Consider the following 23,749-nt stretch of genomic DNA (forward strand, 5'->3'; position numbering starts at 1 on the left):
GGGACACTCATCGGAGGTCGTCCAAATCCACGCCGATGGACTCGGCCACGTCAACCAGCGGGGCGTAGGTGCTGAACTCGGGGTCCTTGACGGGTTCTCCGCTGATGCCCAAGGTCTTGGCGATTTCGGCGTTGCCGGCCAGCATGGCCGGGAGCTTGGCCTTGAGCGCTTCCCGGGCTTCGTTGTCCAGGTCCTTGCGCACAACGATCGAGATGCCTACGGGGATGGGATCGGACTTGGCGATGATGGTGACGTCGTCCTCCTTGATGACGCCCTTCTGGATGAACGTGGGGTAGAGCTGGCGCGCGGTGCAGGCTACGTCCACGTTGCCGTTCGCCATGGCGAGGACGGCGGAATCGTGGGAGCCGGCGAAGGTGCTCTTGTAATCGGTGCCGTCCACCAGGCCCGCCTTGGTGAACATCGACTTAGGCATGAAGTAGCCGGTGGTGGAGCCGGGATCGATGAAGGCAACCTGCTTGCCTTTGACGTCGGCGGCGGACTGGATGCCGCTGTCCTTGCGGGCCAGGCAGAAACTGGCCGGCTCAGTGCTGGCTCCCCAGACGAGGAGCGGATCCACGCTGTCGGTCTTGTAAGCGAGGGCTGCGGAGAACTGGCTCAGGACTGCGACGTCCACCGAACCGTTGCGCACGGCCTCCACCACGCCGAGGTAGTCAGCAGGCTGGAGGTTGCTTACGGTGCGGCCGGATGCCTCTCCCACCATGGTGGCGAGGTCCTTGAAGATGGCTTGCTCGTTGGGGTCGTCCGTACCAGGGGGAGTGGCAAAGACGAGCTCGGTTTTGTCCTGGCCGCCGGCCGCGTTGGCGTCGCCGGAGCAACCGGCCAGGGCGCCTGCCAAAGCCACAAGGCCGACGAGCGAGGTTGCGATGATGCCTGCACGAGCGTGCATGGTGGTGCCTTCCGTCATGTTTGTTGGGGTGACGGAATTACGAAACCACCGGTATCTGAATCCGAATTACGAGACTCCCGTACTTGAAATGGCGGGAAGGTTAAGAGTTGGGGAGCGTCCGCACTGCGGCCCTGTTTCGTGACCCGAGGCAACCATGGGCCAGACTGGTCAGGGTGACGAACAAAAGACCCCGGCCCGGCCTGGCTATCGCAGCGCTCAGCATCGGTACGGCGCTGAACCCGCTGAACTCGTCCATGATTGCGGTGGCACTGGTGGTGCTGCGGGAGGACTTTGCGCTCGACGTCGCCACCGTCACTTGGGTGATCACCGCGTTCTACCTTGCGTCCGCCGCCGGCCAACCACTCATGGGCAGGCTGGCCGACCGCTTCGGGCCCCGTCGTCTGTTTGCTTTCGGGATGGTCCTTGTCGCGGTAACGTGCGCGATCGCACCTTTCCTTCCCAACTTTGCGCTGGTTTGCGTGGCCCGGGCGCTCATGGCTGTCGGGACGGCGACAGCCTATCCGTCCGCCGTCGTGATGGTCACGGAACTGAGCCGGCAGGCGAAGATGCCGTCCACGAGGTCGTTGGGCCGAATCCAGATGGCCAACACCTCCGCAGCTGCGGTGGGGCCGGTGGTGGGCGGCTTGCTGGTGAGCTTGTTCGATTGGCAGGCGTTGTTCGTCATCAACGTCCCGCTGGCCTTGCTTGCCCTTGTCGGGGTTCAGCGCGCTGCTCCGGAGGACGCCGGGCGGGAGACAGGGGCGCTGGGGAAGCTGATCCGCGACTCCGATATTCCCGGCATCCTGGCTTTCGTCGTGTCGCTCATGCTCGCGATGATGGCGCTGCTCAACGTCATCCCCGGCTACCGCTGGTACTTGTTGGGCGGCGCGGTGGTGGTTGGCGGGCTCTTTGCGTGGCGTGAGCTCCGGTTCAAACCCCCGTTCCTGGACCTCCGGCTGCTGGGCCGGAACCGCCCGCTCCTCCTGGTCTACCTGTTGTTCGTGGTGTTTAGCGGGGTCTACTACTTTGCGTTCTTCGGACTTCCGCAGTTGCTGCAGGAAGCCGGGCATTACGACGCCGGTCTGGTAGGCCTGCTCATGCTGCCCCTGGCAGCGTTGTCGGTTGTGGTGACACCGGTGACGGTTCGGTGCATTGAGCGCTTCGGAGTGCGTTCGGTGCTGATCACCGGGGTCCTGGTCCTGACTGTTTCAGCCGGCGGGCTCGGCGCGCTCACGTTGTCCCTGTGGCCACCGCTCGTGTTTGTCCTGATGGCCTTGATGGGTGTCCCGTATGGTGCCGTGAGCACAGCATCGAACCAAGGCTTGTATGTCTCGGCCCGTCCGGAAGAGAGGGGAGTCGCCACCGGCATCTTCCAGACCTGCCGGTATCTGGGCGCCATCACCGCCACCGTGCTCATTGGAGTGCTTTACGGATCCGGCGTGAACCAGTCCAATTGGGGCCTGATGGTCTTGGTGATGCTGGGGTTGAGCCTGGTGGTGATTGTCCTGGCAACGATGTGGCGTAAACCTGCAGGGGATGCCCCGTAACGTGCAACAGTGAGAGCAAGTTCCCACTTCCGGGGAAGTTCATGCCACACTGAAACGGATGGACCGTTATGCAGAGGCGGGCAACGTAGCCGCGCCGTCGTTGAATGAGGGTGATGAGCAACTCATCACCAGGGTACGGCTGGGTGATCGCTCCGCCTTTGAGGTGCTCTACGCCAGGCACTATGCCTTGGCGTCGAAGCTCGCTGCCGCGCAAGTGGACAATCCGAGCGATGTGGACGACGTCGTGGCGGACGCGTTCGCTTCCGTGCTGCAGCAGCTGAACTCCGGCAACGGGCCGGATGCGTTCTTCCGTGCCTACCTCATGACGGTGGTCCGGCGGACTGCCCATGACAGGAACCGGGCGGCCACACGGACCAGGGCAACCGCCGACGACTACGTCCTGGACTCCCTCGATTTCGAAGCAGACCACGTCCTGGCTGAGTTCGAATCCACCACGATCGCCAGTGCCTTCAAAACTTTGCCCGAGCGATGGCAGGAAGTCCTCTGGTACGTGGATATCGAAGGCATGAAGCCTGCGGTAGCGTCAACGTACCTGGGCATCAGCGCGAATGCGGTCTCGTCCCTGACGATCCGGGCGAGGGAGGGCCTTCGGCAGGCTTACCTCCAGAACCATGTCACGGTGACGGAGGGCGGCGACTGCGGGGAGTATGCCGGACAACTGGGCTCCTATGCGCGGAACGGCCTCAAGCGAACCTCCAGGGAAAAGGTCCAAGCACACTTGGAGGAATGTTCCAGGTGCACGGCTGCCCTCGCAGACCTCAACGACGTCCAGGGTGCCATGCGGGGTGTCATCTTCCCGCTGGTGGCCGGCGTTTCCTTTACCGCCATGGCGCCGCAACTACTGACGGTAAGCGCGGTGGGGGCGGCTTCGAAGTCCATGGTTGCACTGGGCAAGGTGGGTGCTGCCGTCGTCGCCGGTGTCGTTGTGGTGGCAGCCGCCACGGTTGCCGCAGCCGGTGTACTGCAAAGCAGTCCAACCCCTCCGGCGGCCACGGCAGCCGCGTGGGCGGCTCCTGTTGAACCCCCCGTATCGGCGGCACCGGCTCCGACACAGGGAGCTGCGGACGCCGGGCTGCCGACCCGTAATCCTTCGCCTACGGCGCCACGGCCCCGGGTGACAACAACGCAAGCCGTACTTCCAGTAGCGGCAGCGCCGCGGAGCCTGCCTACGCCCACCAGTGTGCCGGAGCCGGTTTGGGCGCCGGTGCCGTCGCCGCCGTCCAGCCTCGTGCCGCCTGCCTTGCCGGTATTGTCACCTCCACCAAGCCCGACGACGGCGACACCCACCGCCGTGCCGACATCGCCTGGGGTGTCTTCCCCGGTGGTATCGGCTACCTTCCGCGAAGACGTCGGGACTACGGCATCGGAAGTAAACCTGACGATCGGATTCTCATTGGCCGGTGAGACGTCGGCAACCTCGGCGGAAGCGGTGTTCCGCCTCTCCGAGGGTGCCGCCTTGATCCCCGGCAAAACGATCGAACCCGAGGGCTGGAAATGCACCACGTTGGACTGGGATACCCGGCAGGTCACCTGCACCACAGCCGCCCTTGATCCGGGCGCGCTTACTTTCTCGATGGGCATCTCCCGTGGGGCGGGCGCGGCCACCTTGGACTACAGTTTCAGCGCGCCGGGGATGGGGCTTACAACTTTCTCGAGCAGTTTTTAGCCTTTCGCTTGCACAACATAATCTCCTGTGATTACAGTCACTAGTTCCTGTGCCCGTCCTTCGTGAGGGAGAGGTGCAGGTGAAGATCGAGAGGTCCAGTCTGTGCCATTCGGACCTGTCCGTCATTGACGGCTCACGGATCCGCCCACTTCCCATGGCGCTGGGACATGAAGCAGCAGGGACGGTCACCAAGGTGGGAACCGGCGTCAATGACGTCCAGATCGGGGACCACGTAGTCCTCGTCTTTGTCCCAAGCTGCGGGAAATGCCGGGCATGTAACGCCGGTCGTCCCGCCCCTTGCCACAGGGGCGCAGATGCCAACACCAGCGGAGACCTGCTTCACGGGGAAGCGCTGCTCAGGAGCCCCGCCGGGGAGCGCATCAACCACCACCTCGGCGTCTCCGCATTCTCGGAGTATGCCGTGGTGGCGCGCGAGTCCTTGGTAGTCATCGACAAGGACGTCCCTTTCGATATCGCAGCCATGTTCGGGTGTGCTGCCCTCACGGGCATCGGTGCCGTGCTGAACACGGCCCAGGTCTCCGCAGGCGAAACTGTCATCGTCTTCGGCCTCGGGGCTGTGGGCCTCATGGCAGTCATGGCCGCTGCCGGGATAGCGGGAACAACAGTGCTGGCCATTGATCCGTTGGCGGAAAAGCAAGAACTCGCCCTTCGATGCGGGGCCGACCATGCGGCGGGGCCCGCTGACGCCGCGGATTTGGTGGCGGCCCATACCGACGGCGGAGCGGACGTTGCTGTCGAAGCGGTCGGAAGTGGCAAAGTCATGGAGACCTGCCTTGGACTGTTGGCCCGGGGAGGCGCATTGGTCTCGGTGGGTTTGCCGCATCCCGATCAAACGATCACCACGCAGGCCCTGCAGTTCGCCGGACAAGGTAAACGCCTGCTGGGGTCCTACATGGGCGACTCCGTGCCTTCCCGCGATATTCCACTGTAGATGTGGCGGGATGGGCGGCTGCCTGTGGAGTTGCTTCACACCGACACCCGCCCGCTTGCGGAAATCAACGAGGCGTTGGATGCGCTCGCGGACGGAACGATTGTCCGGCGGCTTTTTACGACGGCTGACCGCTCGGAGAGGCCGCAGCGATGCTGCGGCCTCTCCTGGCGGGTTTTACGATTTGAGCCCGGATGCGTCAGGCCACAGTGTCAGGTCCATGGTCAACCACGGTGTGATGGCGGTGGGCCGAGGACGCCATGATGATCGATACGATGAGGCCGATTACGCCCACGACCATCAGGATGTAGCCGATGAGCACTTGATCAACGAACGGGATCAATCCTGGTGCGATGGCGAACGCCAGGATGGCTCCGAGCGCGATCAGAAAAATGGATGCGCCTATTCTCACGACTTCCACTCCTTGCTTGCCGAAGCCCGTGCTGCAAGGTGCGCCGGCCTTCATGTCGGATCGAAACTAAGTACCCTTGCTAATTATCAAAGTACCGCGCCCGTACCGTCCTGCCAATGGTTCGTCCCGTCCTGCCAATGGTTCGACGATGGTTGGCGCCGGCATGGCAGCCGGTTCTGCCCCACCGGCCCAGCCCCGTTTCCCCAACCCCGCTGGCCCTGCCCCCAGCGGCAGGGCCTATGCGGGGAGTTCCAGTTGGAAGCCGCACTCACACCTGATCATCTTGGTGGTGAGGCGGACATCCAATAATTCGTTGCCAGGCTCGCCCGGCAAGCCTCGCTCCCGAATGCTTCTCCGGACCTCGACGGGAACTTCGGCCATGGGTTTGCCGTGGTGAAGGTAGGTGTCCCCGAATGACAGGAGGGCGCCCAAGGGGTAGGTGGTGTTGACCCGCGCTGCAACCGACCGGAATGGCGCGAGGCGGGACTGCAGGGTGTCGCATGCCGTGCAGGTGTAGGTAACCTCAACCAGTAGCTCGCCACCGTGAAATGGTGTGGATTCGATTCCGTGGACCACCAGGTAGGAGTCGGACTGGCAGGTTTCGCATAGCATCAGTTGGCTTGGCGGGGTGGGTATCCCGCCTGGGCCCTTTGCATCTGGGGCACTACTCAATGTCACGACTTCCTTGAAAGTTCCGGTTGGGTACGGCTGGGTACGTCAACTCTTCCAAAATGATAAGCAACCTTATGAATAGTGTACGCCTTGTCGGCGCAAGTTTGTGGGACCGCGTGCTGGGTGCGCGCTTCGCGGGGCGCGGGGATTTGGTGGCCCGGGAACGACTACACGGCGCTTAACACACTGTTGGCTTGCCTGCGATTTAAGTTAGCCTTACCTTCCCAAGTATGATGCGGCTCCAGCGCCGCCTGTGTGAAAAGAGCCCCGGTGTTTCGTCGTCGCTTGCTCGCTGCCGTCGCATGCCTTACAGCCCTGACAGCCGCCCTGACGGGATGTGGAGCTGTCGGCGCAAAGCCCGCCGACCTTCAGATCTACTCGGCCCGCCACTACGACCTGGAAGGCGCCTTCGGCCAATTCACCGAGGAAACAGGCATCACCGTGGAGTTCATCAGCGGGGGCGACGCTGAACTCTTGGAGCGCCTGAAAGCGGAGGGCGAAGACTCGCCCGCAGATGTCTTCATGACCGTGGACGCCGGCAACCTCTGGAACGCCGCCCGCCAAAATGAACTCGCCAAGCTCGATTCGGCCGTCCTCAATGACGCAGTGCCGCAGGACCTCCGCGATCCACAAGGCCGGTGGTACGGCCTCGCCATGAGGGCCCGGACCATCACCTACAACCCCACCAAGGTGGATGTGGCGGAGTTTGACCAGGCCGAGACGTACGCGGGCCTCACGGACCCCAAGTGGAAGGGGCGGCTTTGCATGCGCGATGCCACGTCGTCTTATACACAGTCCCTCGTGGCGAGCTTGATCGACCTGTATGGCAGGGAGAAAGCCTTGGAGATCGCCAAGGGCTGGGTTGCCAATGAGGTACAGATCATGAGCAACGACGTCCTTCTGCTCGACGCACTGGATGCAGGAACCTGCCACGTGGGCATCAACAACCACTATTACCTGGCCCGCAAGATCGCCGAAAAGCCGGAATTCAACGTCAAACTGTTTTGGGCCAGCCAGGCAGGAGCCGGGACGCACGTGAACATTTCCGGCGCCGGACTCGTGGAGGGATCAGACAACGCTGAAGATGCGCAGAAGCTCATCGAGTGGCTTGCCACGAAGGGCCAGAACGCCTTCGTCGACGCCAACCGCGAGTTCCCTGTTAACCCTGCCGCGCAGCCGGAAGCCATCATTGCAGGATTCGGCGAGTTCAAACGCATGCCGCTTAATGCTGACGCCTATGGCGACCTTAACGCCGCCGCTGTCGACCTTCTCGCCGAGGCCGGATACAAGTGACCGAGGCGCCGGTGCTCGCTGCGCCGAGCACGCAGAAGCGCCGCCCAAGACTGGCGGCCGGTGGCGGTCGCCCCACGTGGACCTTACTTGTGGTGCTGGTCGCCGTGGCGGTGGCTACTCCCATTGTCGCGGTGGTCCTTGACGGCATCGGAAGCCTCGGAGCTACCGCACCTCCGCGAGCGCTTCTCGACATGGTGCTCACCACCCTGATGCTGATGGTTGGAGTGGCAGCAGGCTCGCTGCTGATTGGCGGCGGCTTGGCGTGGCTTGTTACGGCCTACCGCTTTCCTTTGCGCAATGTCTTCGTCTGGTTGCTGGTCCTGCCCTTGGCGGTGCCCGCCTATGTGCTCGGCTTCGTTTTCCTGTCGGTGTTCGACGTTGCAGGGCCGGTGCAGGAATTGCTCCGCGCGGTGTTCGGCGTTGATGTCTGGGTACCTGAAGTGCGGTCTCTTCCGGCGGCGGTGCTCGTGATGACGCTGTCTCTCTACCCGTACGTCTACCTTCTTGCGCGGACGGCGCTGGTTGAGCACACAGCCGGTGCCTACGATGCTGCGCGGACGCTGGGTGCAGGGCAGGGGCGGGCGCTCCGACGCGTGCTGCTGCCCCTTGCCAGGCCGTGGCTTGCTGCGGGGATGGCCCTGGTGATGATGGAGACGCTAACGGACTTCGCCACGGTGCAGTACTTCAATGTCCAGACCGTATCGGTTGGCGTGTATCTGGTGTGGAAGGGCACGTTCAACTTCCACGCCGCTACCCAGCTTGCGGTCCTGGTGCTGCTCTTCGCTGTGGCTGTGCTTGCGGGGGAGCGGGCATTGCGTGGTCGTGCCCGGTATCACCGGCAAGGTGGACGGGGACAGGGATTGCAACCGCAGCGCCTTCGCGGAGGGCGCGCTTGGGCAGCGACCGTGACATGCGCGGCTGCTGTCAGTGTCGGTTTCCTGATCCCCGTGCTCCAGCTCCTTGCGTGGGCGGTAGGGGAAGCTGCGAAGAACACAGGATTTCTGGCGGACCCCCGCTTTGGCCAGTACCTGGTGAACACCCTGGTGGTTGCAGCGGTTACGGCGGCGGCTTGCGTGCTGCTGTCCTTGGGCGTTGGGCACGGCGTGCGGATGGGCGGCGGACGTTTTGTCCCTTGGCTGGCCCAGCTGACATCGGTCGGCTACGCGGTCCCGGGTGCAGTTGTAGGCATCGGTGTCCTAATCACGTTCGCGACCCTCGATAATCTCTTGGAGGCGGCCGGCGTCCCTGGCGGCACGGGCCTGCTTGTGACGGGTTCGGTGCTGGGAATTCTTTATGCCTACGTCATCCGCTTCCTCGCGCCGGCCTATCAGGCCATAGACGCGAGCTTCGCGAAGATCTCGCCGACGGTGACCTACTCCGCGCTGAGCTTGGGGGCTGCACCGCAGCGCATTTTGGCCCGCGTGCACGCTCCTTTGGCCAAGTCAGGTATTGCCGTGGCACTCATGCTCGTGGCGATCGATGCCGTCAAGGAATTGCCCATCGTCCTGCTGCTGCGGCCCTTCGGGTTCACCACCGCATCGGTATGGGTTTATGAACTTGCCCGGGAGAACTTCTGGGAGAAAGCATCGCTGCCGGCACTGATCATTGTGGCCGCCGCCATCCTCCCCGTACTCGTCATTGTCAGGCAGGCACGGACGGCTGAAGACCACGGAAAGGCCCGCGCATGAGCAATCGGATGACAGGTGTGAAGCGTCCTGCAGAAGCGGGAACGCCTGACGTCGCGCTGGCCTTCGAAGGTGTCGGCAAGCACTATGGCAACGCAGTGGGCGTGGACATGCTGGATCTGCAGATCCCGGCAGGTGAACTGGTAACCCTGATCGGCCCCTCGGGCTGCGGAAAGTCCACGACGCTACGGCTGGCAGCTGGCTTGGAACGCCCTGACAAGGGCACTCTCCGTGTTGCCGGGGACGTCGTGGCTGATGGGCGCCGCTTTGTGCATCCTGAACACCGGAGGGTGGGGCTGGTCTTCCAGGATTACGCCCTGTTCCCGCACATGACGGTTGCGCAGAATATCGAGTTCGGCCTTGACCGACTGCAGCGCAGTGAGCGCCGGGCAAGGGTGGGCGAGGTCCTGGATCTCGTGCGGCTGGCGCCCTTGGCGGGCAGGTACCCCCACGAACTTTCCGGAGGCGAACAGCAACGGGTCGCCCTGGCGCGCGCATTGGCGCCGCGTCCCGCCGTCGTACTTCTTGACGAACCGTTCTCCAGCCTCGACGAGTCCTTGCGCGCGCAGGTGAGGCGGGACACCGTGGCAACGCTGCGGGAAACCGGCACCACAGGTGTGCTGGTAACGCACGACCAAACCGAGGCGCTCTCCCTGGGGACGCGTGTTGTGGTGATGCGTGGCGGTGCCATTGAGCAGTCGGACACGCCGGAGCGGGTCTTCGAACGTCCAGCTACCAGGTTCGTTGCGTCCTTCATGGGTGACGCGGATTTCCTTCCCGCCACCCTCCACAACACCATCCTGAAGTGCGAGATCGGCGTCGTCTCCACCGATCCGGGCTGGGCAAACAGCGACCTTAAGGTGGACGTCGTTCTCCGACCCCACGAAGTCGCCCTGCACCCCGACCCGCAATCCCTGGCGCAGGTTTCGGCCATCGAATATTACGGTGCGTTCGTGCTCCACCACGTACGGCTTGCTTCCGGGCGGACGCTGCGGTCATGGCAGCCGCACACGGTTCGCTACGCGGTGGGTACAGCCGTGGCCGTGACGGTGGCGGCGGGCACCACGCCCACGCTGTTGCTGGGCGACCACGCAATCACAGCTCCACCCCAGGCCGGTCCTGCGAACGTGCAGGCGCCGTCCTTGCCCCTTCCCTTAAGTTAGGCCAGTTCCATGGTTAGTGATTCCACCCGGGTGGCCTTGTGACCGCGCAGCCAGACCTCGCGCGCGTTGCTTTCGCCGACCTCGCCCGGCACGGTAACCGCCCGGCAATCCTGACGTCGGACGGCGCCCTTTCGTATCTGGAGCTTGCCCGCCTCGTAAGTGACTTGGTGGCGCGGCTGGGGGAGACGCGCAGGCTCGTCGTTCTGGCCGCGGGCAACGACCTCGATTCTCTGGTCGCTTACCTTGCAGCCCTTACCGGAAACCACGCGATCCTGCTCGCCCCGGCGGACAAACCCGATGCCCTGGCGTCCCTCATCTCCGCCTACGATCCGGACGTGCTGCTGGCCAAGGGCGACGGCAAGGGCACACCGTTGCTGGAGGAACCCCGCATCGGCTCCCGGCACAACCTGCATCCCGAGTTGGCGTTGCTGCTCAGCACGTCCGGCTCTACCGGTTCGCCGAAGCTGGTGCGGATCTCGCACAGCAATCTCACCGCCAACGCCGAGTCGATCGCACAGTACCTGCGCATCGGACCGGAGGACCGGGCCGCCACCACGCTGCCCCTGAACTACTGCTACGGCCTCTCCGTGGTCAACAGCCACCTGATCCGTGGCGCAGGGCTCGTGCTCACGGACCTGTCCGTGGTGGACCCCTGCTTTTGGGAGCTCTTCCGGGAGCAGCGGGCGACGTCCTTCGCAGCTGTCCCCTACACGTTTGACCTGCTGGAACGGGTGGGATTCGCGGAGAAGGACTTGCCACACCTGCGATACGTCACACAGGCGGGTGGCCGGCTGGCACCGGAAAAGGTGCGCTCCTGGGCTGCAACAGGTGTACAACGCGGCTGGGACCTCTTCGTCATGTACGGGGCAACCGAAGCGACGGCCCGCATGGCCTACCTGCCCCCGGACCTGGCCATCGCGCACGCGGGAAGTATCGGCGTTCCCGTCCCGGGTGGCACCTTCCGCATAGACCCTGTTGAGGGCCTCCCGGACGGAGAGTTGGTTTACACGGGTCCTAACGTGATGCTCGGTTACGCCGAACGCCCCGAGGACCTTGCCTTGGGACGGGAGATCCACGAACTTCGCACCGGAGACCTCGCCCGTCAACACCCGAACGGGCTCTACGAGGTGGTCGGCCGGCGCAGCCGCTTCGTGAAGATCGTCGGCCTGCGCGTAGACCTTGGACAAGTGGAACAGATCCTCGACCGGATGGGGATCACAGCGGCAGCCGCCGGTTCGGACGAAAGTCTTGTGGTCGCCGTCGAAGGTCAACAAGACCCCGCCATGCTCGCCAAGGTCCTGGCGGGCAGTATTGGACTGCCCCGCGGGGCGGTGGCCGTGCACGCGGTCGAGCGGCTGCCTCGCCTGTCGAGCGGCAAGGTGGACTACCCGGCCGTCCAGCGGCTTGCTGCCGACGCTGCGGTGGTTGGTCAGAGAACGACGGCGGCCGCCGCGCCGGAGCCGGAGGCAGCAGACGACGTCCGCCGCATCTTTGCCGAATCCCTGGAACGCCCCGAGGTCCATGGCGATGACACGTTCGTCTCGCTGGACGGAGACTCCTTGTCCTACGTGGCGGTCTCGGTCCGACTGGAACGCGTACTGGGTCAGCTGCCCCCGGACTGGCACCTGCTTCCCATCAAAGACCTGGAACGACGGCGGCCCGCACGGAAGCGCCGGTTGGTTTCCTTCCTGGAAACCTCCATTGTGGTTCGGGCTTTGGCGATCGTCTGCGTCGTGGCAACGCACGTTGAGATCTTCACCTTCCAAACGGCGCACCTGTTGTTCGCCGTGGCCGGCTTCAACTTCGCGCGGTTCCACTTAATGGGTGACCGGGATTTACCGGGGAAGCGCGCAACGCGGCGGCGTCGGCAACTTCGGGGCGTTGCCCGAATCGCGGTGCCCTCGATGGCTTTCATTGGCGTCGCGTACCTGCTCACTGATGACTACACCGTCGCCAACATCTTCCTGCTCAATGGCATGGTTGGGCCGCAGGAAGTGACCTCGCAGTGGCATTTCTGGTTCGTGGAGATGCTCGTGTACATCCTCCTGGCGGTCACAGCGCTGTTGTCCATTCCGTGGGTGGACCGCTTGGAACGGCGGTGGCCGTTCGGGGTTGCGCTCGTGCTGGTCGCAGTGGCGCTGCTCAGCCGTTACGACATCGTGGACCCCGGGTTGCCCAAACCTGCGCCTGTTTTCTGGCTCTTCGCCCTTGGTTGGGCCTTGGCGCGAGCGCGGACGCATCTGCAACGAGTGATGGTCTCGTTGATCACACTCCTGGTGGTCCCGGGCTACTTCCAAAGCACCCTGCGGGAGGTCACGGTCATCGTCGGAATCCTCCTGCTTGCCTGGGTTCCTGCCTTGCCGGTGCCGGCCATTCTTCGCAGGATCACCGGCTGGCTGGCCGCGGCTTCGCTGTATATCTACCTCACGCATTGGCTGATCTACCCGGTGCTGCAGCCGGTCAATCCCGTCCTCGCCGTGGCTGGTTCGCTGGCCTTTGGAATCGCGTACTGGGGGTTGTGCCGCTGGCTGCCCGCTGCCGCCGTTAGCCGGAATCTGGTGAGAAGGTGCCGCTCACTGGTGCGCCCGCGCCGGGACGGGGTGGCCCAGCGGGCCTGACGATACAAGTTTGTGCGGGCTGCATTTCGTCCGCAAAGGCGCGTCACGTTTTCTCTCCGAGGGCACTTTATCGGTATGAGAAATCCTCTTCTACATTCCGGACCCGAGGGCGGTTATCCCCTGCTCTTGCGCGGCCGGTGGCAACAACGGAGCCAGCAGGCCGGCTGGCGTTTTCCAAGCGATTGGCTCGTCCCTGAGGTTGAAGGGGTCATCCAGGCAAGGATGGCCGGCAACACCCTGGAGACAGCAGCCAAGCAACTAGGTGCGTCCCGCGCTTATCAGGGGGTCGGCGTGCGTGAGACGATGCTGGATCTCAGCGCATTCTTCGCAGCAGCGGAGGCCCCGGTTGATGACGAAACAATGCGGGGACTCGTGGAAGGCTGGACCAGCGAGAACCAACGCTGCGAACCTTTCAGCTGCACAGACTCCCGAACAGGCCTGCCCACGTTGGCACACTTCGAACGGCTGCTCTATGACCTCTCGCTTGGCCCGGAAGAAGATCGTCGAAACCTGACCGTAGCCACCTTGTACTTGGAGTGGGCGGATCGCGGTCGCGCACTGACCTGGGGCCAACTCGCTGAAATCGGCCGCATCATGCTCTGGGAACTGGCGTCCGTTCGCGCCACCGCTACCGTTCACGGGACAAACATCCATGTCCTCATGGGACGGTGTGAGAAGAGCTACTCGGCCCTCAAACGCTGCATTGAACGGCTGGACGGGCTGAAGGAAAGGCCAGCGGGGAGAGCGATCGCAAGTTTTACGTCACTGCCCTACTGGCAAGGCGACGAAGCGTGGGCCACCGGGCAACTCGAACCCCATGGGCGCTCCGAACCCACCGGACACGGTGCCGGGACTGATCTGGAGCAACCCAGCTAGTTTTCCGCAACACGAATCCGCGCCCGCCCTTACTCATTACTGCAATACATCGCCCCGATTGCAGGAGAGACATTGATCGCAGCATCAAACCCGACCCTCAGAATCACCACCGAGGCGGCTGATCCGGCCGCGTGGCAGACGCAGCTGGGCGTTATGGCGGCCGTCGTCGGCGTCACGGGATTGCTCGCCATTGTGGCCGTGATCGTCCTGCTCACGTTGTCGCCAGTCACTGCACTGCTGTTTCGATCCAGGCGCCGTGCCAGGAGAAGGTACCGAGCCGACGAGCAGACTACCGGCGACGTTTCGCAGACAAGCGAAACGTCGCCGGGAACCAGTGCCGGAAAGCAAGCCGGGACCGGTCCGTCGGAGACCGGGCGGGCCGGAATCGGGCACGCCGGGACCGGTCCGTCGGAGACCGTGCGCGCCGGGACCGGGCAGGCTCCGAGACCAGGAGGACCGAGGCACCTCAGCAGCCGGAAGCGTAGGCTTTTCGCGTAGTAGTTACTCGTCCGGGAGGATGCGCACGCAGGTCTCGGCGAGCCGCTCCACTATGCGCCGGGAGTGGACTCCGTTGAAGGCAAGCCAGAGAAGGTCTCCTTTGGGCGTCACCGTATCCACTTTCCCGGCGTCCACCAGCTCGCCATGGTCGTAGACCTCGATCATGCGCCCCTTAAGCCTGGTCCAGTCTTCTGCCAACACCCAACCCACCGCTGGTTCGGCGGCCACAGGCTGTTCCTGTGTTCCGTTCATGAGTCATCCCCCCAAGTGCACCTGAGTCTTTGCCAACTCAGTGCTGCCCTGGACCGGAACGTGACGCTGAACCAAGCGTGTTTTCGTCTGCGCCGGTTCAGGGGGTCAGCGGAACCAGCAGCCCGACGGCGCCCGCAATGGAAAGTGCCGTCCGGATGTGGTTGGCGCGTGTCCACGGCTTGGCGTGGCTCTGCCACGTCATCACCCCTGGAATGCCCGAAGCAGCAAGCCGATTGTTCAGGGGTACGTTGACCGCCATGCTGAGAACCCAACCGGCCAGGCACGCGGCTGCACCTGCCACCCGCAAAGATGGTTGCGCCCGTGGATCAACGACGGCGGTAATCACCACTGCGGCCGAGGCGGCAGCTGAGCCGAAGAACAGGATCATGAACGGCGGCGTGACGGCCTTCTGGTTGATGGAGACCATGGCGGCGGCTGCGTCTTTTCCGGGGCGCCTTCCCAAGGCAGGCATGACGAGGGCGGAGAAGGCGAAGTAGAAGCCTCCAACCGCAGCGGATCCCACACCTGCGGCCATGGGCAGCCACCCGCTCACCGGGACAACTCCAACTTCTGTATTTCTTGAATTTCAGTCATGCCCCCACCTTCCCAGCGCAGGGATGGACGCAGAATGATGCAGACGCCGAAGTGCAGATGAATTTCTTGCAACAGAACCCGGTTGGTCCGTGGACGGCGGCAGAACTCGCTCTAAGGTCACACGTCTCTTGGGCGACCATTGCCGAAGCTCCGCGGCGCCGTCGTGCAGGACTTGTTATACGCGGGCGGCTGCCCGTTTCGATGCTTGGCTGCGTATTAGACGTGCCTAGCGTATAGCCCGCAGCGAGCCATCGAAACGGAGGACCGGCAATCTTGACTTAATTACTGAGTGCGCTCAAAATTGAGTTTACTCAATAATTTACTTTCCAGGAGCGAACCCCGTGCGAGCACTCGTCATCAACCAGTACAAGCAACCCCTGCAGGAGGTCGATGTTCGTGAGCCCGTTGTCGGGGACCACGACGTCCTGGTGCAAGTGAAAGCCGCTGGCCTGAACCAGTTGGATGAGAAGATCCGGCTGGGGGAGTTCAAGCAGATCCTGCCGTACAAGTTGCCGCTGATCCTTGGTAATGAACTGGCCGGCGTAGTGGTGCAGGTCGGCCGGAAAGTGCGCTCGTTCAAAGTTGGTGATGAGGTTTTTGCCCGCCCGGATAAGGACCGCATTGGCACCTTCGCCGAGAGAATCGCCGTGGCTGAGGCAGACCTGGCCATCAAACCGGCGTCGATCAGCATGGAGGAGGCGGGCTCCCTGCCGCTGGTGGCGTTGACTGCCTGGCAGGCGCTCGTCGAAAGCGGCGGGGTCGGTCCAGGCCAGAGGGTCCTTATTCATGCCGGTGCCGGCGGAGTGGGGTCCCTCGCGATCCAGCTCGCCAAATATCTTGGGGCAACAGTTGCCACCACGGTCAGCGCCGGGAACGAAGACTTTGTTCGCGCGCTCGGTGCGGACGTCGTTGTCGACTACAGGGCAGAGGACTTTGCGGAGATCCTCCGTGACTACGATCTGGTGCTCGACAGCCTGGGTGGCGAGAATCTTGAGCGTTCGCTGCGCGTCCTTAAGCCTGGCGGCAAGGCCATCGGCATCTCCGGCCCGCCCGATCCCGGCTTCGCTCGCCAGCTCGGCGGCAACGCGGTGCTGCGAGGGGTCATGACACTCCTCAGTGCCGGTATTCGACGTAAAGCGCGGCGGTTAGGTGTCACGTACGAATTTCTCTTCATGCGCGCCAGCGGAAGCCAGCTTGGGGAGATTGCCGCCCTCATTGACGCCGGGGAAATCCGCCCTGTGGTGGGCCGGGTAGTGCCGTTCGGTCAGACGCCGGACATCCTTGCGGCATTGGACAAGGGCGGCGTTCGAGGCAAAACCGTCGTCAGCCACAGCTAGTCACACAATCACGCACATAGTCAGGAAAAGCATCATGAGCAATGACAAGAAAGTCCAACCCAGCATTATCGCCGCCTACAAAGACGCGCCGACAAGTGCCGTCACCGCTGGCGGGGTCACCTACGCTTACCGGGAGTTGGGACCGAAGGGAGGCGTTCCCGTGATCTTCCTGGTCCACCTCGCGGCGACGATGGATAATTGGGATCCCCGTATCATCGACCCCATCGCGAAGAAACACCATGCAATCACTTTCAGCAATGCGGGCGTGGGTTCGTCCTCCGGCAAAGTTCCCGCAACGGTGGAGGAAATGGCCGATGACGCAGTGACCTTCATCAAGGCACTCGGCTTCGAGAAGGTGGACCTTTTTGGCCTCTCGCTGGGAGGAATGATCGCGCAGGCCATGGTCATCAAACACCCGGGGCTGGTCCGGAAGCTTATTCTTGCCGGCACAGGTCCTGCTGGTGGGAAGGGCATCGACAGGGTGCCTGCCATCACCTACTACGACATTCTTCGAGCTACGTTGACTCGTCAGGATCCCAAGGAATTCCTGTTCTTCAACCGCAACGCGACAGGTAAGCCCGCCGCGAAGGCGTTCATCGAGCGGCTTCAGGAGCGCACCACCAACCGCGAGACGCCGGTCAGGATCAAGGCCTTCCAGACGCAGCTGAAAGCCATCCGGACGTGGGGGCGCTCCCAACCCGTGAACCTGGGAGTGATCACCCAGCCCACGCTCATTGCCAACGGCGACAACGACCGTATGGTCCCTTCCATACTCTCGAACAGCATGCATCAGCGTATTCCGGGCAGTGAACTCATCATCTACCCGGATTCCGGCCACGGTGCCATCTTCCAGTTCCATGACAGGTTTGTTCCCGCTGCTCTCGAATTCCTGGGCCGCTGATACGGTAGCTAGATGCAGGCTGTGCCCCAGACCCTTGGCCGACGTGAACGGAATAAGCAGGAGAAGCTGCATCGCATCACCGCTGCCGCCCGAGAGCTCTTCACCCAGTACGGGGTGGACGAAGTCACCACGCAGCAGGTGGCTGACAAGGCCGACGTCGCTTCGGGAACCTTGTTCCTGTACGCCAAGACCAAGGCCGAGCTTCTCCTACTGGTACACAACGTCAAGTACGCCGAAGCCCTTGATGCCGGGATCGCAGCGGCGGCCCAGGAGGAGACAGTGCTTGACGGGGTGATGGCAATCATCCGCCCCATCGTCGAGTGCAACCGGGTCCAGATCGAGAATGGCAGGAGCTATCTCAAGGAGATCGTCTTCGGCGATCCGGCGGAGCCGCACCACGCGGAGGCGCTGGCGCTCACCGCCCGGACGGAGGCCGCCGTCGTAGATGTCCTTAACCGGGACCAAAAACTGAGGGCGCGTGAACCCGAAAAGATGGCCCGCATCGTTTCCGCGGTCATGTTCGTCAGCATGTCTTCCTCCGCCAACAACAACCTCACGGACGCGCAGGTTGGGGACCAGATCCGTGAGCAGATCAGAGTGGCTTTGGGCGCCGGAAGCTAATGTCTACCGGTTGAGGAATGCCTCGTGCTGCCGGTGTGCCTCGGCCACCTGTTCGCGGATCACGTCGACGTCCTTGGCCTTGTTCCTGTACTTCAAAGGCATCTGCACAATCTGGGCCTCCTCCGCGGTCAGTGCACGGTAGATGCGTTCCCGTTCGGCGGCGTCGGCGGTGTAATCGAGGTCGAGGTAGTTGATGGCATGGCGGCGGGCGTTGTTGATGGCGGTCTGGGCCTTGCCTGCGGGGCTGAGCAGTGAAAGCACCACGGTGATCAGCAGAGTTCCGACGATCACGCTCAGGGAGAGGCCCGTGGAAATTTCGATGACGTTCACGTGCTCGCCGTCGTTGATGAACGGCAGGTTGTTCTCGTGCAGGGCGTGGAGGATCAGCTTCACGCCAATGAACGCCAGGATGGCGGCGAGCCCGTAGGACAGGTAGATGAGGCGGTCGAGCAGGCCGTCGATGAGGAAGTACAGCTGCCGCAGGCCCATGAGGGAGAACGCGGTAGCGGTGAAGACGATGAAGACGTTCTGGGTGAGGCCGAAGATCGCGGGGATGGAGTCCAGTGCAAAGAGGATATCCGTGCCGCCGATCGCGACCATCACCAGGAGCATGGGAGTCAGCGCCCGCTTGCCGTTGACGGTGGTGAAAAGCTTGTCGCCGTCGTACTTGTCCGTGGTGTGGAAGAGCTTCTTGGCCAGCCGGATCATGATGTTATTGGCTTGCTTGTCGTCGTGGCCGTCCGGTTTGAGCAGGTTACCGGCCGTCAGGAGCAGGATCAGCCCGAAGATGTAGAACACCCACGCGAACGAGTTGATCAGCGCAGCTCCAAGGAAAATGAACCCGGTCCGGGCGATCAGCGAGAACACGATACCGAACAGCAGCACCTTCTGCTGGTCCTCACGCGGAACACGGAAGCTCGCCATGATGATCAGGAAGACGAACAGGTTGTCCACGGACAGGGCCTTCTCCGTGATGTACCCGGCGAAGTACTCCGACGCCATGGTGGTATCGCCGAAAATCAGGATGAGCACACCGAACAGCACAGCGAGGCCCACGTAAACCGACGACCAAATAGCCGCTTCCTTCAACGTAGGGACGTGCGCCTTGCGGATGTGGAAGAAGTAATCGAACGCGAGCAGCGCCAGAATGACAACAATGGTGATGCCCCAGATCAGGGGAGAGACAGTCATGTGATCCTGCTTTCGTAAGGTGCGGCATCTTACTTACCGAGGGTCAGAACTCTTGGGTTCCAACTTACCGAAAGTGGCTGGGGGCGGATAACCGCGTGACGCCGGGCGGCGGGGCAGGGGGCGCGGAACGCACGACGGCGGTACGCGGGTTGCGCTGTTAGGTCGGCTGCCGGTGGGGTCGCGTGTAGCTACTGGTGACATGACAGGCCGGTAGATTTGATTGAACAAACCAGTCGGGAAAGGAAGGGCCTCACGTGACCACGCATGCACTCGGGTGCGATGACACAAAGAATGCGTCGTCCATTCCTCCAAAGCGGCTTCAGGCGCGCACCTTCCAAGGGCGACCTGGCGGGTCCTTTTCCGAGTACGTGAACCGTGTTGACTCCGTGTTGGATAGCCCTGAAGTCGCCGCCAAAGTTTCGGCTCTAAAACCTAGTCGCAAGCTACCCCAGCGCTAAGCGCTGAGTTATCTGATTAGTTGACCGTCTCAGCTGGTACTGATATCTGGTCCTCGCGCGTCCAAGGCTTGGTGCGTGACCCACAATCACGCCAGCCACGTCCTTGGATCCTGACGCTCAGGTGGGATGACCGACTCGAGCTGGTTGAGTCAGTGGGCTGCTATCGGACGGTTATAGCTGATTGAAGGCGTGTGCTCAGCTGACGCTCACGAGCACCTGGTCAATGCGGGCCAGGAGGCCGGGCCAGCCGTTGCCCATGCCGTTGAAGGCCTGCTGTCCCATGGGTGTGTCCAGGTTGAAGCCAGCGTGTTCGAAGTGGAGCGTGGTGCCGTTCTCGGTGGCTTCGAGTGTCCATGTGATGGTGGTGTCGAGGGCTCCCTCTGCGAAGAGGAATTTGATGGAGGTGCCGGGCTCGACGGCGAGGACTTCGCACTGCTGCTGGCCCCAACCACCCATGTCCATAGTGAAGCGGTGGCCGACAACAGGTGCGATGTCGCCGGCTGCCCACCATCGTGCGAGGAGGTCGGGCGTGGTCAGGGCAGCCCACACTGCTTCTGGAGAGTGGGGGAAGGTGCGCTCAAGGCGGACGGCATTCTCGGTCATGGGGTTTCCTCATCAAGTAGATCAGCCAGGGCGTCGAGCCGCTGGTTCCAATATTGCTCGTAATGCTTCAGCCAGCCGCTGACTTCCTGCAGGCCCGCGGCTTGGAGGTGGTAGATCCTGCGCCGCCCTTGGCGTTCTTCACGGACTAAGCCCGCTTCACGCAGCACAGCGAGGTGCTCCGAAGCGGAGGAACGGCTGAGATCCAGTCGGCCCGTCAGCTCGCCAGCCGACAACGGCCCCGCAAGGAGGCTGTCGAGGATGGTGCGCCGCGAAGGGTTCGCTAGGGCACCGAAGACGTCTGGAAGCACTCGTTGATGATATGTCGGAAATTTCCGAAATGACAACACTTGAAGCCAACGAAGAAAAGGAGCACACGTGCTGCGCCTTTTTGTTCATCCCTGTGCACTTCGTTGCCCCAGCCTCTCACCGCACAAGAAACTCCTTGAGGACACCACTCAACGAGGAGCCTCACTTGTACCCACAAACCTCGGCCAAACGGGCCGTCCAACGCGCCACCAAAGACCTCGCCAAAACGGCCGCGGCCGCCGCATCCGCAGCACTGATGGCCGCCACGCTGATAGCAGCCGAAACAGCAGCCAGCCCCGCAGCAACCGCAGCCGAACTACCAACCCCGCCCACCGGCGTCGTATATGCCAGCGACGTTCCGTGGGCCAGCATGAGCAACGGTTGGGGTCCGGCTGAACTGGACATGAGCAATGGGGGCCAGGCGCTGGGCGACGCAAACCGTAGGCCGCTGACCATTGATGGGACCGTGTACGCGAAGGGGATCGGGACCCACGCGGCGTCGTCCATCACCTACAACCTTGGTGGGCAGTGCCGGCAGTTCCTCGCGCAGGTGGGTGTGGATGACACCCAGGGTGACCGCGGCCGGGTGGACTTCAAGGTTCTGGTGGATGGCGTGGAGCGTTTCGCGGGGGAGCGGAAGGGGCCGGACGGTGCACTGCCCGTCAACGTGGATCTCAGGGGCGGCACCACGCTGCAGCTCAAGGTGGAGGCCGGCCCGGAAGGGAACGGCAACGACCACGCCGACTGGGCAGACGCCAAGATCAACTGCTCGGATGAATTCCTCGCTGTACCGCTGCGGGTCGAGGGCTCAGTCGGGACGAACCTCAACTCGCTGGTCCCCGGAACGCCCGCGGCCGTCGTCGTGCGTGATCTGCAGCCCTTGGGCGAAGTGGCGGTGACGCTCGGCGGCGAGAACGTGACCACCGGCGTCGCGGATCAGAGTGGCGTGGCGACGCTGACGTTCGTAGTCCCGGTGGGGACCAAGGGCGGCGCCACGGAGCTGGGCGTCAGCGGGCCGGGGCCGTTCGGGACGCCGTCGAGCGGGACAGCAAAAGCCAACATCGTGACGATCAGCAGCACAAAGTACTTCGTGGACTGCTCGGCACCCACGGCCGGGGACGGCACCAGGGAAAGCCCGCTCAACTCGATCGCCCAGGTCAACGCGCATGGCGCTTTCGCCGCGGGCGAGTCCATCCTGTTCCGCGCCGGAACCTCGTGCCACGGTGCGCTGACACCCGGCGGCACCGGCGTTGCCGACCACCCGATCACGCTCGCGAGCTACGGCGACGGCGCCAAGCCAACCATCAACGGTGGCGGGGCTGTCGCAGCCATCCAGATCACCAACGCCAACCACTGGACGGTCACGGGACTGCACGTGGTGAACCCGTCGGATACGCCGATCCGCAGGGTGGGCATCCTCATTGAGAACAGCGGCACGGCACAGACCGCCGGCATCGTGGTCGCCGGAAACCATGTGGAAGACGTGGCGGGCTGGCGCAACAAGGCCACGAACGGCGCGGGCTTCGCCCAGTCTGCCGGCATCATGGTGCGCACGTGGGGCAAGGGGTCGGTGGACGGCATCACCATCACAGACAACGAGGTCAACGACGCAGCCGGCGGTGGCGTGAAGATTTCCGCTCCCGACACCACCGAGCGCTACAACACCAAGGTCTACGTGGCGCGCAACAACATCCACGAGGTGGGTGGCGACGCGATCGTGATCCACAACTCCGACGCGCCGCTCATCGAGCACAACAGCGGACTCAACCTCGGCCAAGGCGCCCACCCCTATGAAGGCGGCAACTTCGCGGGAATGTGGCCGTACAACTCCAAGAACCCTGTCTTCCAGTTCAACGTTGTGGGCAACAGCACCACCTCTGTGTACGACTCCACGGCTTGGGACTGCGACATGAAGATCGTGGGAACCTGCCTGTTCCAGTACAACTACTCGTACGGGAACGCGGGCGGTTTCTACCTGAACTGCGTCTCCAACTGTGGCGGCGGTGCCACCGCGACGAACGTGGTGCTGCGTTACAACATCGCGCAGGACGACTGCCGGTTGGGCGGCAGCAGCAGCGGCACCGGCAAGCACTACATCTACAACAACACGTTCTACTGCCCGTCGCGCGTCTTCCTGGACGACATGACCGGCCCCCGCGAGGTCCGCAACAACATCTTCGTGGCACCGGGCGGTGGGTTGAAAACCGCGTCGGCTGTTTACGCGAGCAACGCGTACTTCGGGGGCATTCTGCCGCCTGCGGGTGAGACTGGTTCGGTGCTGGGCGATCCGCGGTTGGTTGCCGGTGGGAGTGGGCAGTCTTCTTTGTCTGTTCCCGGGTATCGGCTGCTTTCCGGGTCGCCACTGCTTGGTGCCGGTGTGCGGATTAACGACGACGGCGGCAGGGACTTCTTCGGGAACCCCACCTCTGGTGCCTCTTCCGTTGGGGCGCCGAACATCGGCGCTTACCAGGGGCCGGGGGTTGCTGCTGCCGCGTTGCCATTTGGTGCTTTGGTGAACCAGACGTCGGTGGCTAATGCTGCTAATCCGCGAAACGGCGCTGTGACTTCTGATCGGCGGACGTTCTCGGAGGAGGCTCTGGCTGCGGCTGGGCTTGTCTCTGGCGAGGGGTATGCGGCATTTGGGGTGTCCTCCGTTTGGCATCCGACGGCGGTCGGGACACCGGATACTTTGAAGGCTGCCGGGCAGGAAGTTGCTGTTTCGGGCAAGGGGCGGACTTTGCTGGTGACGGGGTTCTCCACGGGGAACGTGTCCTCGGGCGTCGCGACGGTGCACTTCACGAATGGGCAGAAACGTGACGTAGTGCTCTCGTTGCCGAACTGGCTCACGGGCGTGGCTTCGGATACTTCGGTGGTTGTGGCTGAGTCGGCGTACCACCAGCGCCACAGGCAGGCTTACATCGGTGGGCCGTCGACGGTGGTTCGGGTGGATGAACCTGCCCGTGTGTTTGCCACGAAGATCGATATTCCGCCGGCGTTCGAGGTGTCGAGGGTGACGTTGCCGCAGGGGAGTGCGCTGGTGGACGAGGGGTTGAACATCATGGACATTGCGGTGGGGAATTTGCCGGTGGGGTTGGGGTGAGGTTCGTGGAATAGAAAGGTGGGGACCCGCTTGGGGGCGGGTCCCACAGTTCCTCACAATGAAAATCCGGTGGCATCTC

21 protein-coding genes are annotated in these 23,749 nt (G+C 63.2%); 13 read left to right on the forward strand and 8 right to left on the reverse strand.

Going from position 1 to position 23,749, the window contains the following annotated elements:
* Positions 1-7 precede the first annotated feature (7 nt).
* A complete protein-coding gene (gene phnD / locus AB0N65_RS06635) occupies positions 8-907 on the reverse strand; it encodes a phosphate/phosphite/phosphonate ABC transporter substrate-binding protein (protein WP_364159362.1) in 900 nt (299 codons plus the stop codon).
* 173 nt (positions 908-1,080) lie between these two features.
* Here phnD and AB0N65_RS06640 point away from each other — a divergent pair, with 173 nt between their 5' ends.
* From AB0N65_RS06640 to AB0N65_RS06650, 3 genes are all read left to right on the forward strand, one after another.
* Positions 1,081-2,454 (forward strand): MFS transporter, encoded by a 1,374-nt coding sequence (locus AB0N65_RS06640; RefSeq protein ID WP_364159364.1) that lies wholly within the window; start codon positions 1,081-1,083, stop codon positions 2,452-2,454.
* 58 nt (positions 2,455-2,512) lie between these two features.
* Positions 2,513-4,141 carry a sigma-70 family RNA polymerase sigma factor gene (locus AB0N65_RS06645; RefSeq protein WP_364159366.1) on the forward strand — a complete coding sequence of 543 codons (1,629 nt, stop codon included), beginning with the start codon at positions 2,513-2,515 and terminating at the stop codon, positions 4,139-4,141.
* Positions 4,142-4,220: 79 nt separating this feature from the next.
* On the forward strand, positions 4,221-5,093 hold the full coding sequence (locus tag AB0N65_RS06650) for a zinc-binding dehydrogenase (RefSeq protein ID WP_364159368.1): 873 nt from the start codon (positions 4,221-4,223) through the stop codon (positions 5,091-5,093).
* A 196-nt stretch (positions 5,094-5,289) separates the two neighbouring features.
* On the opposite strand, the gene AB0N65_RS06655 is transcribed toward AB0N65_RS06650, so the two are convergent.
* Both AB0N65_RS06655 and AB0N65_RS06660 read right to left on the reverse strand, forming a co-directional pair.
* Positions 5,290-5,502, reverse strand: coding sequence for a DUF6458 family protein (locus AB0N65_RS06655; protein ID WP_364159370.1), 213 nt, complete (start codon positions 5,500-5,502; stop codon positions 5,290-5,292).
* 237 nt (positions 5,503-5,739) lie between these two features.
* Positions 5,740-6,114, reverse strand: a complete 375-nt coding sequence (locus AB0N65_RS06660; protein ID WP_364159372.1) for a hypothetical protein — start codon at positions 6,112-6,114, stop codon at positions 5,740-5,742.
* 330 nt (positions 6,115-6,444) lie between these two features.
* Between AB0N65_RS06660 and AB0N65_RS06665 the strand changes: the two genes are divergently transcribed.
* The 6 genes from AB0N65_RS06665 (at position 6,445) to AB0N65_RS06690 (ending at position 14,307) form a co-directional block, all read left to right on the forward strand.
* Positions 6,445-7,467: an extracellular solute-binding protein gene (locus AB0N65_RS06665; RefSeq protein WP_364159374.1), complete on the forward strand. Its 1,023-nt coding sequence runs from the start codon at positions 6,445-6,447 to the stop codon at positions 7,465-7,467.
* Positions 7,464-9,155 (forward strand): iron ABC transporter permease, encoded by a 1,692-nt coding sequence (locus AB0N65_RS06670; protein WP_364159376.1) that lies wholly within the window; start codon positions 7,464-7,466, stop codon positions 9,153-9,155. Before AB0N65_RS06665 ends, AB0N65_RS06670 begins: the two co-directional genes overlap by 4 nt.
* Positions 9,152-10,315, forward strand: a complete 1,164-nt coding sequence (locus AB0N65_RS06675) for an ABC transporter ATP-binding protein (protein WP_364159378.1) — start codon at positions 9,152-9,154, stop codon at positions 10,313-10,315. Before AB0N65_RS06670 ends, AB0N65_RS06675 begins: the two co-directional genes overlap by 4 nt.
* Positions 10,316-10,353: 38 nt before the next feature.
* On the forward strand, positions 10,354-12,933 hold the full coding sequence (locus AB0N65_RS06680; RefSeq protein WP_364159380.1) for an AMP-binding protein: 2,580 nt from the start codon (positions 10,354-10,356) through the stop codon (positions 12,931-12,933).
* Between the two features lie 222 nt (positions 12,934-13,155).
* The gene (locus AB0N65_RS06685; protein ID WP_364159382.1) at positions 13,156-13,809 is read left to right on the forward strand and encodes a hypothetical protein; all 654 of its coding nucleotides are present in this window, start codon (positions 13,156-13,158) and stop codon (positions 13,807-13,809) included.
* Between the two features lie 72 nt (positions 13,810-13,881).
* Positions 13,882-14,307, forward strand: coding sequence for a hypothetical protein (locus AB0N65_RS06690; protein WP_364159384.1), 426 nt, complete (start codon positions 13,882-13,884; stop codon positions 14,305-14,307).
* A 3-nt stretch (positions 14,308-14,310) separates the two neighbouring features.
* On the opposite strand, the gene AB0N65_RS06695 is transcribed toward AB0N65_RS06690, so the two are convergent.
* Both AB0N65_RS06695 and AB0N65_RS06700 read right to left on the reverse strand, forming a co-directional pair.
* Positions 14,311-14,559 (reverse strand): hypothetical protein, encoded by a 249-nt coding sequence (locus AB0N65_RS06695; RefSeq protein WP_364159386.1) that lies wholly within the window; start codon positions 14,557-14,559, stop codon positions 14,311-14,313.
* Positions 14,560-14,656: 97 nt separating this feature from the next.
* Positions 14,657-15,112, reverse strand: a complete 456-nt coding sequence (locus tag AB0N65_RS06700) for an anthrone oxygenase family protein (protein ID WP_364159388.1) — start codon at positions 15,110-15,112, stop codon at positions 14,657-14,659.
* A gap of 382 nt (positions 15,113-15,494) precedes the next feature.
* Here AB0N65_RS06700 and AB0N65_RS06705 point away from each other — a divergent pair, with 382 nt between their 5' ends.
* The 3 genes from AB0N65_RS06705 to AB0N65_RS06715 are packed head-to-tail and all read left to right on the forward strand — an operon-like array spanning position 15,495 to position 18,012.
* On the forward strand, positions 15,495-16,490 hold the full coding sequence (locus AB0N65_RS06705; RefSeq protein WP_364159390.1) for an NADP-dependent oxidoreductase: 996 nt from the start codon (positions 15,495-15,497) through the stop codon (positions 16,488-16,490).
* Between the two features lie 34 nt (positions 16,491-16,524).
* Positions 16,525-17,391 (forward strand): alpha/beta hydrolase, encoded by an 867-nt coding sequence (locus AB0N65_RS06710; protein ID WP_364159392.1) that lies wholly within the window; start codon positions 16,525-16,527, stop codon positions 17,389-17,391.
* A gap of 12 nt (positions 17,392-17,403) precedes the next feature.
* Complete coding sequence (locus AB0N65_RS06715; RefSeq protein WP_364159394.1) at positions 17,404-18,012, forward strand: helix-turn-helix domain-containing protein; 609 nt, start codon at positions 17,404-17,406, stop codon at positions 18,010-18,012.
* A gap of 3 nt (positions 18,013-18,015) precedes the next feature.
* Here the strand turns inward: AB0N65_RS06715 and AB0N65_RS06720 are convergent, their stop codons facing one another.
* From AB0N65_RS06720 to AB0N65_RS06730, 3 genes are all read right to left on the reverse strand, one after another.
* Entirely contained in the window at positions 18,016-19,203 is a 1,188-nt protein-coding gene (locus AB0N65_RS06720) for a TerC family protein (RefSeq protein ID WP_364159396.1), read from the reverse strand.
* A 653-nt stretch (positions 19,204-19,856) separates the two neighbouring features.
* Positions 19,857-20,264, reverse strand: coding sequence for an SRPBCC domain-containing protein (locus AB0N65_RS06725; RefSeq protein WP_364159398.1), 408 nt, complete (start codon positions 20,262-20,264; stop codon positions 19,857-19,859).
* Positions 20,261-20,572 carry a metalloregulator ArsR/SmtB family transcription factor gene (locus AB0N65_RS06730; RefSeq protein WP_364159400.1) on the reverse strand — a complete coding sequence of 104 codons (312 nt, stop codon included), beginning with the start codon at positions 20,570-20,572 and terminating at the stop codon, positions 20,261-20,263. Before AB0N65_RS06730 ends, AB0N65_RS06725 begins: the two co-directional genes overlap by 4 nt.
* A gap of 164 nt (positions 20,573-20,736) precedes the next feature.
* Between AB0N65_RS06730 and AB0N65_RS06735 the strand changes: the two genes are divergently transcribed.
* Positions 20,737-23,670 carry an NPCBM/NEW2 domain-containing protein gene (locus AB0N65_RS06735; protein ID WP_364159402.1) on the forward strand — a complete coding sequence of 978 codons (2,934 nt, stop codon included), beginning with the start codon at positions 20,737-20,739 and terminating at the stop codon, positions 23,668-23,670.
* Positions 23,671-23,749 lie beyond the last annotated feature (79 nt).

Origin of the sequence: Paenarthrobacter sp. NPDC089322 (assembly GCF_040684895.1) — a bacterium.
Taxonomy (GTDB): domain Bacteria; phylum Actinomycetota; class Actinomycetes; order Actinomycetales; family Micrococcaceae; genus Arthrobacter.

Coding starts and splice junctions, on each gene's coding strand:
- phnD (WP_364159362.1), bottom strand. CDS start 907: ATGCACGCTCGTGCAGGCATCATCGCAACCTCGCTCGTCGGCCTTGTG.
- AB0N65_RS06645 (WP_364159366.1), top strand. CDS start 2,513: ATGGACCGTTATGCAGAGGCGGGCAACGTAGCCGCGCCGTCGTTGAAT.
- AB0N65_RS06660 (WP_364159372.1), bottom strand. CDS start 6,114: ATGCTATGCGAAACCTGCCAGTCCGACTCCTACCTGGTGGTCCACGGA.
- AB0N65_RS06675 (WP_364159378.1), top strand. CDS start 9,152: ATGAGCAATCGGATGACAGGTGTGAAGCGTCCTGCAGAAGCGGGAACG.
- AB0N65_RS06685 (WP_364159382.1), top strand. CDS start 13,156: ATGGCCGGCAACACCCTGGAGACAGCAGCCAAGCAACTAGGTGCGTCC.
- AB0N65_RS06695 (WP_364159386.1), bottom strand. CDS start 14,559: ATGAACGGAACACAGGAACAGCCTGTGGCCGCCGAACCAGCGGTGGGT.
- AB0N65_RS06710 (WP_364159392.1), top strand. CDS start 16,525: ATGAGCAATGACAAGAAAGTCCAACCCAGCATTATCGCCGCCTACAAA.
- AB0N65_RS06715 (WP_364159394.1), top strand. CDS start 17,404: ATGCAGGCTGTGCCCCAGACCCTTGGCCGACGTGAACGGAATAAGCAG.
- AB0N65_RS06720 (WP_364159396.1), bottom strand. CDS start 19,203: ATGACTGTCTCTCCCCTGATCTGGGGCATCACCATTGTTGTCATTCTG.
- AB0N65_RS06725 (WP_364159398.1), bottom strand. CDS start 20,264: ATGACCGAGAATGCCGTCCGCCTTGAGCGCACCTTCCCCCACTCTCCA.